Annotated in this window: 10 protein-coding genes; 5 read left to right on the top strand and 5 right to left on the bottom strand. The window is 52.5% G+C overall.

Annotated features, from left to right (window positions below; all coding sequences use genetic code 11):
* Nucleotides 1-16 precede the first annotated feature (16 nt).
* From HY913_07860 to HY913_07840, 5 genes are all read left to right on the top strand, one after another.
* Nucleotides 17-781: an ABC transporter ATP-binding protein gene (locus tag HY913_07860; GenBank protein MBI4963175.1), complete on the top strand. Its 765-nt coding sequence runs from the start codon at nucleotides 17-19 to the stop codon at nucleotides 779-781.
* Nucleotides 774-1,484 (top strand): ABC transporter ATP-binding protein, encoded by a 711-nt coding sequence (locus HY913_07855; protein ID MBI4963174.1) that lies wholly within the window; start codon nucleotides 774-776, stop codon nucleotides 1,482-1,484. The genes HY913_07860 and HY913_07855 overlap by 8 nt, the downstream gene beginning before the upstream one ends.
* Nucleotides 1,485-1,812: 328 nt before the next feature.
* Nucleotides 1,813-3,102 carry an ABC transporter substrate-binding protein gene (locus tag HY913_07850; protein ID MBI4963173.1) on the top strand — a complete coding sequence of 430 codons (1,290 nt, stop codon included), beginning with the start codon at nucleotides 1,813-1,815 and terminating at the stop codon, nucleotides 3,100-3,102.
* Between the two features lie 326 nt (nucleotides 3,103-3,428).
* The gene (locus HY913_07845) at nucleotides 3,429-4,073 is read left to right on the top strand and encodes a lactate utilization protein (GenBank protein ID MBI4963172.1); all 645 of its coding nucleotides are present in this window, start codon (nucleotides 3,429-3,431) and stop codon (nucleotides 4,071-4,073) included.
* A gap of 487 nt (nucleotides 4,074-4,560) precedes the next feature.
* Complete coding sequence (locus tag HY913_07840; protein MBI4963171.1) at nucleotides 4,561-5,568, top strand: NAD(P)-dependent alcohol dehydrogenase; 1,008 nt, start codon at nucleotides 4,561-4,563, stop codon at nucleotides 5,566-5,568.
* A gap of 347 nt (nucleotides 5,569-5,915) precedes the next feature.
* Here the strand turns inward: HY913_07840 and HY913_07835 are convergent, their stop codons facing one another.
* From HY913_07835 to HY913_07815, 5 genes are read right to left on the bottom strand one after another with little or no spacing between them, the layout of a single operon-like run.
* Nucleotides 5,916-7,001, bottom strand: coding sequence for a carbohydrate kinase (locus HY913_07835; protein ID MBI4963170.1), 1,086 nt, complete (start codon nucleotides 6,999-7,001; stop codon nucleotides 5,916-5,918).
* Entirely contained in the window at nucleotides 6,994-8,133 is a 1,140-nt protein-coding gene (locus tag HY913_07830; GenBank protein MBI4963169.1) for a hypothetical protein, read from the bottom strand. Before HY913_07830 ends, HY913_07835 begins: the two co-directional genes overlap by 8 nt.
* The gene (locus tag HY913_07825; GenBank protein ID MBI4963168.1) at nucleotides 8,130-10,070 is read right to left on the bottom strand and encodes a hypothetical protein; all 1,941 of its coding nucleotides are present in this window, start codon (nucleotides 10,068-10,070) and stop codon (nucleotides 8,130-8,132) included. The genes HY913_07830 and HY913_07825 overlap by 4 nt, the downstream gene beginning before the upstream one ends.
* A complete protein-coding gene (locus tag HY913_07820) occupies nucleotides 10,067-11,203 on the bottom strand; it encodes a hypothetical protein (protein MBI4963167.1) in 1,137 nt (378 codons plus the stop codon). The genes HY913_07825 and HY913_07820 overlap by 4 nt, the downstream gene beginning before the upstream one ends.
* Nucleotides 11,193-12,344 carry a hypothetical protein gene (locus HY913_07815; GenBank protein MBI4963166.1) on the bottom strand — a complete coding sequence of 384 codons (1,152 nt, stop codon included), beginning with the start codon at nucleotides 12,342-12,344 and terminating at the stop codon, nucleotides 11,193-11,195. Before HY913_07815 ends, HY913_07820 begins: the two co-directional genes overlap by 11 nt.
* Between the last annotated feature and the right edge of the window lie 334 nt (nucleotides 12,345-12,678).

The following is a 12,678-nucleotide window of genomic DNA, read 5'->3' as shown; positions in this document are numbered from 1 at the left end:
AAGGGAACGAAGAGTGCTGTTGCAGGTTGAGAATCTCACCAAGCATTTTGCCGGCCTCGCGGCTGTGGAGGGCGTGTCTCTGCATGTTCGCGAGGGAGAAATACTGGCCATTGTTGGACCCAACGGGGCAGGGAAGTCCGTTCTTTTCGGGCTGATCAGCGGCCTGATCAAGCCCACGTCAGGCCAAATACATCTTCAGGATCATGCGATTACCGGCTTGAAGCCGCATCGCATAGCCCGTAAAGGGATCGCCCGCACCTTTCAGACCACCGCCCTGTTCGACCAACTGCGGGTCGTGGACAATCTCGCAATCGGCTACCGGCTGCGGACCAAGAGCGGCTTCTGGTCCACTCTCTTTCACAGCCGTGGGTGGAGTGTGGACAAGGCCGAGACCACGGCTCGGGTCATGGAAACCCTGGGCTTCATCGGGTTGGAGCAAAAGGCGTTTCAGTTGGTCTCCACCCTTTCCCAGGCGGAGCAGAAGCGCCTGTCCATCGGGGTGGCCATGATCAGTCAACCCAAGGTGATCCTGCTGGACGAGCCCACCGGTGGTTTAGTCCTGGAGGATACCGAGGAAATCACCAACCTGATCCGGAAGATCCATCAGGTGGCCGGCATCACGGTCTGTCTCGTGGAACACAAGATGCGCATGGTGATGGGTTTGGCACATCGGATCGTAGTTTTGAATTTCGGCAGGGTGATCGCAGAAGGATCGCCTGAGGAAATTGGCAATAATTCTGAAGTGATCGAGGCATACCTGGGAGAAAAGTACGTTGCTTAAACTTACCAATGTCTCCACATTTATTGGTGGATTTGAGGCTGTTCGGGATATCTCCTTGGAGATCCCGCAGGGGGCGTGTTTCACCCTGCTGGGAAGTAACGGCGCCGGCAAAACCACGCTTTTCAGGACCATAGCGGGCGTGTTGAAGCCGTCTCACGGGACCATAGAGTTCAATGGCCGGCGTATCGACTCGATGCCGGCGAACAAAATCGTGGGTCTGGGCCTATCTTTGTGTCCGGAAGGACGGCAGCTTTTCCCGCAACTTTCGGTGTATAAGAACCTGACTCTCGGAGCGTACGCGCGTCGCAAGGATCGAAAAGGCGTGCAGCAATCTCTCGAACAGGTTTACGCTCTGTTTCCTCTCCTGGAGACGCGGAAAAATCAACTGGCCGGCACGTTCAGTGGCGGGCAACAGCAGATGTTGGCTATTGCGCGCGCACTTATGTCCAAACCGGACATGCTGCTGCTCGATGAGCCCTCGATGGGATTGGCGCCCCTTGTGGTCCGGCAGATCATAGGGGAAGTTATTAAAGCCATCCATGAAGCGGGAACCACGATATTCTTGTCCGAGCAAAACGCCAACATGGCCTTGATGGTCACCCAGCGAGGCTACGTGCTGGAAAGTGGAAGAATCGTGCTGGAAGGGCCGAGTTCCGAGTTGATGAACGACGACAAGGTGAAGAAGGCGTACATCGGAACGTGAGCCCCCGTCGGCTGTGCGCGAATGCAAAGCACTCCGCCACCGAACCCATTGGAGAGTGGCCTCAGCTGCACCACATAGAGGCCATGCGAAGCACCAACAGGACAAAATTCTCGCCAGGCCCTATCTCCTCGCTTGGCGTAGTCCGTGCCTCATCGTGCCGGGATCGGTTTGCTCCTTCATGGCTCTGGAGCTGCCCACCTGTAACGGCACACTAAAGTCCTAGTCGCATATAACTACCATTTGCGCCGGTGGTTGGTTGTAGGTAACCGGCAAGTTCGGAAAAAGGACGCCCAGTCAACTCCAACCTAAAGAAAGGGAGGGCAAATCCATGAGGCATTCGAAAGGATTCATCGGTTTTGTGTTTTTCCTGGCGGTAGCTCTGGCTTCGGCCTGGCTTGCCGCCGGCGCCTCGGCTCAGGCGACGAAAGAAGTTGTGATCGGGTTTTCCGGACCCCTCAGCGGTGTAGCTGCGGAATACGGCCAGGACTGCGCGAACGGCGTCGAAATGGCCATCAAGGAAATCAACGCGGCCGGAGGCATCACGGTCGGTGCGGACAAGTGCATGCTTAAACTTGTCAAGCTCGACGATCGAATCGATCCCACCGAGGCGGTCAACAACTCACGCAAGTTGATGGATCAGCACAAGGCGCCGGCGGTCTTCAACCCTGTCTTCAACACCCTTGCAGCGATGGCCAGAGTCAACCAGGAGAAGGGGCAGGAATTCATTCTCATGGCTTACACCAGCACGCCCAAAGCCATGGAAATGGGCAACAAACTGCTGACGGCCATTCCCCCGCCGTTCACAGTCTACGTGAAGGCCTTTTCCGATCTCGCTTGGAAAAAGGGATGGCGCAAGGTCGCAATGGTGGTGACCCTGGGGGCGTACGGGGACGAATGGAGGCATGCTTTCAAAGAATACTGGCAGGACAAGGGCGGCCAGATCTCCGCGGACAAGCCGGCCAACTATTACACTGAGACGGACTTTTCCTCCCAGTTGACCGCGGCCCTGGCGACCAAGCCCGATGCTTTGCTCATCGGCGGGCCCTCCGCCACCACGGCGCTGGTCATGGAGCAGGCCCGGGGCCTGGGGTACAAAGGAGGATTTATCCTGATCGACCAGGCCAAAATGGATTACATTGCCAATATTCTAAAGGGCACCAAACTGATGGGCGAGACCATTGGAGTGGCCGCGGTGGCCCAGTCTCCCACGGCAGCGTCAGCCGATTTCGACAAGAAATACGTTGGCGAGTACAAGCGAATGCTAACCTGGGAAGTAGCCCTCAACTACAGTGCTATGCACGCCCTGGCCCGGGCTATGGTCGCGGCCGGAACAGTGAAGGATCCCGTTGCAATCCAAGCCGCGTTTCCCAAAGCGTTTCCCCTCGAAGGGGACAAGTTCCCCTCGACCTTCTCGGGGATTACACCTGGAGGTCGTATGCAGGTTCCCGGGTCCGTGCAGATGATTGGCGCGGGAGGGAAATACAGCCCGGTCCGATTGGTCACGTGGTGGCTGAAGTCGCGCGGGGAGTTCAATGACAGCTTACAGCAAATGCAAGCCACCGGGCAGCTAGTAGGACAGGTCGTATGGATGTATTACAAATTCGAAGCAGACCTGTAAGAGAAACCGTGTCCCGGTTTGCACCTGATGCTCGGATCGGGTAGCGGTCAAAACATAGTGTATGGAGGTGGTCAGAATTCTTGCCACCTCCATACTTTTTTTGTTCGTATCGAAAAGGTCTCGCCTTGGGCAGGCACGGGGGCCTGCCCCTACGAAGTCAGTCGCAACCCATCATTCTGGTCGCCGGTATATGCATCACGAAGTTTGTGAGATAGACTGCGTAAGGACGAGGACGATAGGTGGGAAGGTCTCCGGCGGGCTTCGCAAATTCCGGAGACATGTCAAATAATTTCGGTCTTATGGAATTCACAAGGAGTAAACAACAAATGGACGACCATCAAATGATCTGGAATGAATTGGTGGCGAAGGAAATAATCCGAAATTTGGAGAAGCGCCGCATGGAAGGGAGCTACGCGCCTAATGTAGCTCAAGCCGTGGATGAAATCGTCGCCATGATACCAGACGGCGCCACGGTCTACCGCTGCGGTTCCATGACAACGGTTGGAATGGGCTTATGGGAGAAGATACGCGATCTGTCCGGCGTGCAGGTGATTGATCCTTTCCTTCCCGGGATTTCGCCTGAGGAGGCTTTTGAACTCCGACGCAAAGGCATGACCGCGGATTTCATGATCGCAAGTTCCAATGCCATCACGTCGGACGGGCAATTGGTGAACCTTGACGCTACGGGAAACCGGGTCGCGGCCATGTGCTTTGGGCCGAGAAGGGTTGTCCTGGTCGTGGGAATGAACAAGGTCGCTCCGGACTTGGACGCGGCCATGGCCAGGGTCAAGCACTATTCCGCCCCTGTTAACACGATCCGGTTGGGCCTCAAGAACCCCTGCAAAGAGAAAGGGTTTTGTGTTGACTGCAAGTCTTCTCAGCGAATCTGCAATATGTGGAGCATAATTGAAGGACACATGGTCAAAGACCGCATTCATGTTAAGTTGGTTGGCGAAAACCTCGGATACTAAACATGGTATGTGCCCGGAACAAACAAATTAACCGCCCACCGGGCATGGACCGGCAGGGACACCTAAACTTACCGGTTTTTTGGAGTGCGACTATTGAATAAGTTCAACAATTTGGGAATGGACGGTTTACTTAACTCCGCACGTTTTCCCTCAGGATGCCAGGCAGGATTGTCATTGCGAGGAGTGAAACGACGAGGCAATCTCATTTTCGGTGGGACCGGCATCTTGCCGGTCATTCTATAGCGGTTCTCGAAAGTAATCACGGATTAATCGAAGGGTGCCACTGCTGGCTCGTCCAGCAGTGCTCCTCCATTCAGGGATAACTTTTGAGAATCACTATAATAGACAGGCTGGAAGCCTGGCCCACCAATGGAGATTGCTTCGGGCTGCGCCCTCGCAATGACATATTATGGTATCCCGTGTCATCAGGCGGAGCTAAAGGAATAATCCATTTGGGAATTACTACAAAAGCGTGTGGAGGTCGCCCATGAAACTATATCGGATCGAGAAAGAATTTGGAATCGATGAGCTGAAACTTGTGGAAGACGAAGTACCGAAACCAGGGCACCAGCAAGTCGTGGTCAAGATGAAAGCAACTTCGATCAATTACCGGGACTTGCTGATGATCAACGGCTTATACAGCCGTAATCTGTCTCTGCCGCTCATCCCTTTCTCCGATGGAGCCGGTGAAGTGGTCGCTATAGGCGACGGTGTGACCCGCTGGAAACAGGGTGATCGGGTCATGAGCACCTTCTTTCAGAACTGGATTTCAGGGCCGATCACGGATGCGGCAGCAAAATCAGCTCTGGGAGGAGCGGTCGATGGGGTGCTGGCGGAAGACGTGGCCCTTCATGAAGATGGGCTGGTTGCAATTCCTGAGCATCTATCCTTCGAGGAAGGCGCAACGTTGCCCTGCGCCGCACTCGCCGCGTGGCACGCGCTCAACACTGGAGGATTCACCTGCGGCGAGACCGTGCTGACCCTCGGCACCGGAGGAGTGTCCGTCTTCGCGGTGCAGTTCGGCAAGGCTGCCGGAGCCAGGATCGTCGGCACATCCAGCAGCGATGAAAAACTCAAGCGGCTCAAAGAAATGGGTGTGGCCGAGGTAATCAATTATAGGACAGAGCCCGACTGGGATGAGAAGGTGCTCGAACTCACCGGTGGCAAGGGCGTGGATCGGGTAATCGAAGTCGGCGGCGCCGGCACGCTCGCCAAATCGCTCAGAGCCGTTCGAGTGGGCGGCCTTGTCAGCCTGATCGGAGTGCTCACCGGCCAGTCGGGTGAAGTCAATCCCCTGCCTGCGATCATGAAGAGCATCCGCATCCAGGGGATTTTCGTCGGTTCACGGGAAATGCAGGAGGCCATGGTCAGGGCCGTCTCGGTGCACCGGATCAGGCCGGTCATAGACAAGATCTTTCCATTCTCGGATGTGAAAGAGGCCCTCCGTTACATGGCGAGCGGCGCGCACTTCGGCAAAGTAGTTGTGCGGTTTTGAGACCCGGCGATGCGAGAAGCCTATCTCTATGAGCGATCGGAACTAGGTGAGGTCAGATGCAGCCTTTGCCACGCAAAGTAAATTGGAATCGGTGAAGGGCTCCACCACGTCTATATCAGGAACACGCCCGGGAGAGACGTAAATGCGACGCACTGTCCTGCATGTTCAATGAAATTGATCGAACGCGAAGGAGGTAAGATCACTGTATTTGACCTCCAGGAAGGTGCCTGTCCTTCCTGGGGTTATTCTCTGGAAGGGATAGAGATCACCGGGTTCGGCATCGCGGGTTAGTCCGGAGAGGCCCTGTGAAATTGCGATTGACGCGTCTACTTGGTGACCGACAACCCTTATTGAACGAGTCCGTTTTCAACTGTGCATGAAGGACAGATACTGGTGCGTTTCTCTCCTGGCATTTGGACGATTTGATCGAATGCACATGTTTCTTCTTGGGTTTCGTTGGCAAGAGCTTTGACCCACTGGTCAAATCGAGCTTTATCCAACGCGTACATGCCTCCTCGTGCCCCTTCAAAACAACAATTCAGGGCGGCCAAAGCCTGACCTAGTTGCAGAGCCTGAATGATCTCTTTCTCTGAACTAGCCCCCAAGCCCGCTGCACCTTCCTGGCCCAAGAAATGGATGATGCCCGCGGTGCACCAATCGCCCGCTCCTGCAGCATCACGCAACTTGCCCGCTTCGATTGCTGGCAAATGCCTCCACGCTGTTGGTAAACCGTTCCTCAGCGTCAATCGGTATCTAAGCCCTTCGGAGCCAAGAGTCTCGACCACCACGGGCACTTCCGATTTAAAGACTAGTGTTGAGATTCCCGCAAGCCGCTCCCGAGAGTACTTGACTATGTGAGCTACCTGCAGTGCCTTTATAAAATCATGCTCTTTTCCCATGCCCGACGGTTCGAACACTACCAAGGCCCCGTTAAACTTGAGGTGGAGGGCCAATTCGAGAATGCCAGACGAGATTCGGTCAAAGTAAAAGGTTCTCGCTTCTGGAAGTCCTGTTAGAATCTGTCTCACAGTCTCCCGTAAAACTGGCCTGAACCGGGGCAGCCATCCGCCACATCGTGGACATTTCCATTCGAAACGATGACTTGGGACCCCGCTCAGCCGTCTAATAATTCGCTCCACAATGATGGGCGTACTCACTCGCTCATCCACGTGAATGAAACGGTCCAATACATCAAATTGGCTCAAGTCTTCCAGAATGGCCGTTGCGGCTGGGTCGTCCCCCAGACGAGCCACTGGAAAAGACCGCCAACCCAAGTAAGAGAGAATGGTAAGGACATTGCCGCACGAGCCCCCTGCCCAGAATCGGAACGTCGAGTTGGCTTGATTGGAGATCACCACGTCGAGCGTTACTAGTCCACTTCCTATGCAAGCAGGCTGGCCGTGAGAAACGGTTTCGCTTATCAGCCTAAACATCCTCAAATTCTCCGGAGAGCCATAAAGTATGCAGCCTGTCCTGGTTGGCCAGACCAGACTCTTTCTTGTTCTTAGAATAGCCATGGGCCTCGACGGTCGCAATCCCGACTCGATAGTCCAAATCGAATTTGCACTCATATGCCGCCAGCAACGCTCCTATGGACAGCAGCTTACTCGATGTTGCTGATACCGCAGCTTTACATCCGCCCAGCCGTTCGAGTGCCTTATCGTATTGTACAATCGTGCGGCGAATTTGCCTATAAACTTCGAAAGGATTCCATTCACATGCGTAAATAATATTACTCGGTTCCACACGAAAAGTCTGGAAAAGTAATTCCCTGTGCTCACCAACAAGATTATCCGCCCGTCTTGGATTGACAGACGGGGATGGCAATACTGGACACACTTCGTCAGGGGCTACAAACCGATAAATCTTCTCCAGTTGCTCGCGCTTCCCCTCTCCAAGAATGGGAATCCACACCTTCGGCCGATCAGCATCCGCCTGCTGATCAAAATCACTTGAAAAACCCATGAGGTACACCGCTTGCAAGCCGGCGGGCTCCTCCTGAATTTGTATATCCAGTTCCACGTCTTCTGATACTAATATGTGAAGGTTGGCAGATCGGAGGTGTTGGTTTTTTCGGCGATCAATGAACCAAAGGATCTTTGTAATGATGGGCGAATAGATGCCTCTTGGCATGGCACTTATATCCACTATAATGTCCGTAAATTGGGACAAAATTGTTTCATCAATTTGATTCGCCGCTCTCCGTGAACCTACCCATCTATCCTCTTGATTCCAAACATCAAAGGACCTCTCTTCAATATCGTGTGGGTCACTCACAAGTCGATTGAGACGTTCTCGATTGTGGCGAACATCATCGTCATGCTTCCGGGAAATCGAGTCCTCTCCCTCTATATATCGAATCAGCAAGCATTTTCGCTTACCTTGGCCGCCAGCGCTGAGGATCATCTCGGGGCCGGTGCACATACGAGGATCAAAGCCCATTCCGACAATCATCAGAACATTTCGCTCTCCTGATAAGTAGTCTTTCCAAAACTTCTTGCACGGATCGTGTTCGTAATAAACATAGGTCTCCCAACGAGGTGGCTTGTATTCGGTGTTGCTCATGATACTGATCCCTTAGGCAGACTTTCGCCTGTCCGGACTTCTTTTGTCCATTCGACCAGTTCCTCAAGGCTCTTCTGTCTCCAACCACCTCGTTGCAAGGGCAATCCGAAATGGACACAGAGCAACCGATTTAGGTATAGTACCAACCAGTCGCGATCTTTACATCGTACATTTGGCTTGGCCTCTAGGATATTGTTGGCAACACATGAAGATATAACAAAAGCCAGCCGTCGCTGATCATCTCCTTTTGAATCTCGAATCGACCGTTGGAGCCTTTCGACATCATCCATTCGAATGCCTATTCCGGTGACCCCTGGGGCATAAGGGGCATTCGGCAAGGTGGACTGCCACCTAGAGAAATTACCAATCGATTCCAATAAATTCTTTGCCTCGCGCACGTGTCTGAGTCCACTGCAGGCATGATCCCAATATTGTTGGGCCTCGGATTTCACGATGCGTTCCTGATCTTCAGGTTCGAGAATGGGCGAACGTTTTAATAGAATGGAAGATATTACCTCCTCAAAAAGGGCACCAGCAATGCTAAGGAATTGCTCAATGCTGCCTGAAGCCATATCAGCAATCCTCTTGAGGCCGTAATAGTATGGCACGTGATATTCCAAAGAAAGGAATAGCTCGGCTGCCGCAGCCAAATTGGAATCTTTGAGTGGTTTTTCGAGAGTATCATTCGGAATGGGAAGATCGAATAATTCTGGTTGAACATTTTGATCGCGCCTTTCGATGAGTATTTCCAGCTTCCTCCACTCCAGGGCGCTCTCTCTTGGGGCAAGATCGTCCTCTTGGCTAATCTGAAAGGACATCCAGTCAGAGTACCGTTGTGACTTTTCCCTTTTTTTCTCCACGCGGTTTCGTATCTCCTCCGCGCAACTCTGAAACTTGCTGTCCCATGAAATCCCGTCAAGAGAGTCTCTGAGACACGTCACTAACGAACTCACCTCAACAACATCAGAACCCTTGACCCGACTATCTGACACATTCGACACAAATTTTTCAAAGGCTCTCCCGCTTTTGTTTCTCCAGTAATCCCCCAGATCGATCGGCTCACTATAATCTCTGCCCAATCTCGCTCCGGGCGATACAAGTTCATTGAAACGCATCGCGTCCATCCGCTCGGCGAACCACACACCGATTTTCGGTCGTGCTGTGATAACCGTCCGTACAAGATACTCACGCTGAGACGTTGTGAGCGTATGAACATCATCGAACATGAGCAAGACGTGAGGGGCAAGGGGCAAACCGCTAAAATTCACAGAATCAGGACCAAGAAAGCGGAGTGGATAGAATTCATCCGCCCCCTGAACATTTGATTCAGTGAACGGAGCAAAGCTGTCCAGTTCACGACATACACTCAGTTCCTGGTTCCGTGCCCATTCATAGAGAATTTCTCCATTGCTTGGAAAGGTAAGCCCTGGCCACTGAACCATGGGATCAGGGGGCACTAACTCGATTGCCCTGAGTTCCTCAATCTTTCTCTTGCCATGAAAAGACAGCACTGCCTTGAGAAAGGCTAACACAATTCGCGCGTTGAAAAGAGTTGTCAGAAAGCGTTTGTGCTTAACTGCTTCCAGTTCCAGATCTCCCAAAGCCGCGTAGCTGTGCGCACAGGAAATCAAGATGCCCAGGACTCTTGGTCCATTATCGTCAACTGCTCCCAGCCGCTTAAGGCGCTTAAACAGATCCTTCACATTATCTTCAGTCTTCCGTAAAACCTGGACGGCCTGAAGGGCTCCAGGGGTCATGAGTCTTAACAACGAAGTTTTGCCCTCACCCGGAGTGCTTCGGATGAGTCTAGGCCGCGCCCACTGATCGTCGTGGCCGAAAATATCAAGGACCTGTGGAGCGAAGAGCCTAACGAAGTCGTCGTCAGATTCCACATGTTCTGAAGCTCTCAAACGAAAAGGATTCCGTCGCGAGTTCATGGCTTTCCACCATGCCTGGGGATGCGGGGAAACAGTCCCCTTGGCTGTCCTTTTTCGTGTCGTCCTGGATCCGCCCAGAGCAGAAACACTGAGTTATTAGGAGTATTATGATTCAGCACCAGCGGCAGTGCACACCCGGCGAACCCCCGCTTGGCATTGGTGCCGCCTTTGCGCATATGCTCGTCCTCAACAGAGCTGTCATAATATCGATCCTGGTCACACAAATTCAGGAAGTCTTGATCGTCATTTCGGCCTCCCTGCAAAGGAACCTTTTCATCAAGCGGGTGCACGCATATTAATTTCCATTTTGCACCCTGGCCTCCCAACAATTCATCCGCCAAATTGTTAATATGGTTAATCGCCTTTTGAGTCGCAACATACAAAACAACGCATATGTGAAGATCTTCTAAGGAAATCAAGTCGGCCCAAGCGCCCTCAGAATTCCGTATCTCTTTATGTATCTTGGCCATTTTTCCCGAAAGTTCATTGGCGCCCCGCTTAATGATACTAGTGCCACTTCCCGAGAAATCATCCATCAAAAACACGATTTGAAAATAGCTGTCCGATGAGTTGCTTCGGCCATTTGATAACTCCGATAAATCCTTTTGAAGTTTTTCTCGGAGATCCCGGGCCTTCTCCTCCGAGATGTCATAGTACTGAAGTATTTGCTCGTGATCCAGCTCATGCTTATTCACTCGTCTGAACAGGTCGGTTCGCGCACCGTCACTCATGCCCAAGAACAAGCATCTTCTCTTCAACTGCTTGAAATCTGGACTCCTGGAGATGCTCGAAAGTTTCCACTCCGGAATCCCCAGTTTTGAGGCAGTCCGGCGAAGAAGCCAAGGTCGGATGGAGTCTTGATAAGCAAGAGAAACAACATGATTCATCTCGGCGTGAGAAATGAACACCAGTCTGTCTTTCACGAATTGATAGGCGATCTGCTTCTCTTCCATGGAAAACTGATCTAACCATAAGGCCAAGGTCTCAATAAAGCGCATACCTGGGGAATACTGTTGATAATCGTTGTATTTATATGTAGCCATGTTCAAGAGCCAGGGACGCTCACTAGCCAGTTCTTGAGGCGTCCAGTGCATGACCTCGCCCAACAATCGCTCTGCCAGATCATCTTTCATGTAATCGTCTCTTGACCCCCGAGAAGTCCAATCTGAATCCATCCTGTTCAAGAATCATACATCTGAAATAATATAGCATCGCTTGAACGCCTCGCGAGCCCAAAGGTGCGAGGTTCCAGCATGTGACCGGGTCGGCTGAAACTTCGTTAACACTCAGGGAATGAGGCTCGCGAAGAAGTTCGAAATCGTTTCCAGGCCAGGCCCCGCGATCACCAATGCACAAAATTTCTGCATCGTCTTCACCGAGGAGCAGGTTTTTGATTCCATGGACTACCGAGAGCTTGCTCACTCCCGGTGCTAGTATGTCGATTGAGTGGTCTGAGGTCAGTACCCTAGTTCCCACTGGACCATGTTGTTCAACAAGCGCACCGACCACCTCTCGGAATTTCTTACACGATGCTGCGGGCCCCGCGCTCAGGGTTATTTGATGCTTTCTCTTTTCAATATTCGAGAAAATAGAGGACCACCATGTCTTCTCTAGAGCAGCAGCGCAGGCGGCAAGCTCGTCACAAGTCGCTTCCGATTTTTGCGGTGAACCCTCATCTGCGAGGAGGGCACACTCTCCTCCATTATAGTATCCCACAACAATTTTGTCCCAGTGGGCTCGCTTCAGCGTTTGCTGGAGTGCTGTTCTGACCGATTTACCTCGCCCTGTGGCTATTCCAACGGCTATGTTATTCGCCAACAATTTCTCTATTTCTTCCCCTATAGACAGACTTAAAGGGCCAAACCGGTCGGAGACATCGCATAACGTTCCGTCATAGTCAAGAACCAAAGCATCGAATTTAATTTTCGTAAGTTTTCTGACAAACCCGCGATAATGGGTGAGCCAGGCATGCATATCCAGCTTCAAAAGAGAGGATTCTAGCAATGCTCCGGTCTTGCGGCGGATAGCTACAGCTGAGCCACTCGTACTCTCCCTGACCACTGAACTGGACTCCATTCGTAAGTTGTAAAGACGTTGCCCGAATTGCGGCACACCAGGCCTCCCAGGGTCAATTCCTTTTGTTTGTCCGGCCGAGGCGACAATGTAAATAACTGTGGTTATGGCAGCGAGAGACGCGATCGGGTCTGGCCCAGGAAAATCCAGTTCGACAATGGGAATGCCTTTCGGAATTAACCGGAGAGTTTTTTGAGCCAATTCTCTGTCCTCCGAACTCGTAAGGGCCAGGATTGCCGAGGAGTCGCCACGTTTTGCCAACCAATGATGACGACCGTGTGCAAAATTGCGATAGTCGGAAATGAGTACTGGGGCTAAAGCTGCTTCCACGCATTTGGATTCAAGGTCGTACGCCGCGGCTCGTGTCGCTCCCCCGTAGAGCACAATCAACGTACCGGCCTGCCAGAGCGGTCGACATCTCGACTGCAGTTTAGCCAGCGAGAACTGCCCGTCTTGGGTTGCGCTCATCAAGGTGGTGAGATCGGCGGGTAATGAACAGTCTTCTCCAAACGCGTTGACATATGCTCGGGTAAAA

Source organism: Desulfomonile tiedjei, assembly GCA_016212925.1.
Lineage (GTDB): Bacteria > Desulfobacterota > Desulfomonilia > Desulfomonilales > Desulfomonilaceae > JACRDF01.
Note: the sequence above shows the minus strand (reverse complement) of the source record. Positions and strands in the feature narration are given on the sequence as shown.

What these genes read in the sequence shown, in the direction of transcription:
- HY913_07850 (MBI4963173.1), top strand. Translation starts at nt 1,813, where the DNA reads ATGAGGCATTCGAAAGGATTCATCGGTTTTGTGTTTTTCCTGGCGGTA.
- HY913_07845 (MBI4963172.1), top strand. Translation starts at nt 3,429, where the DNA reads ATGGACGACCATCAAATGATCTGGAATGAATTGGTGGCGAAGGAAATA.
- HY913_07840 (MBI4963171.1), top strand. Translation starts at nt 4,561, where the DNA reads ATGAAACTATATCGGATCGAGAAAGAATTTGGAATCGATGAGCTGAAA.
- HY913_07835 (MBI4963170.1), bottom strand. Translation starts at nt 7,001, where the DNA reads ATGTTTAGGCTGATAAGCGAAACCGTTTCTCACGGCCAGCCTGCTTGC.
- HY913_07830 (MBI4963169.1), bottom strand. Translation starts at nt 8,133, where the DNA reads ATGAGCAACACCGAATACAAGCCACCTCGTTGGGAGACCTATGTTTAT.
- HY913_07825 (MBI4963168.1), bottom strand. Translation starts at nt 10,070, where the DNA reads ATGAACTCGCGACGGAATCCTTTTCGTTTGAGAGCTTCAGAACATGTG.
- HY913_07820 (MBI4963167.1), bottom strand. Translation starts at nt 11,203, where the DNA reads ATGAAAGATGATCTGGCAGAGCGATTGTTGGGCGAGGTCATGCACTGG.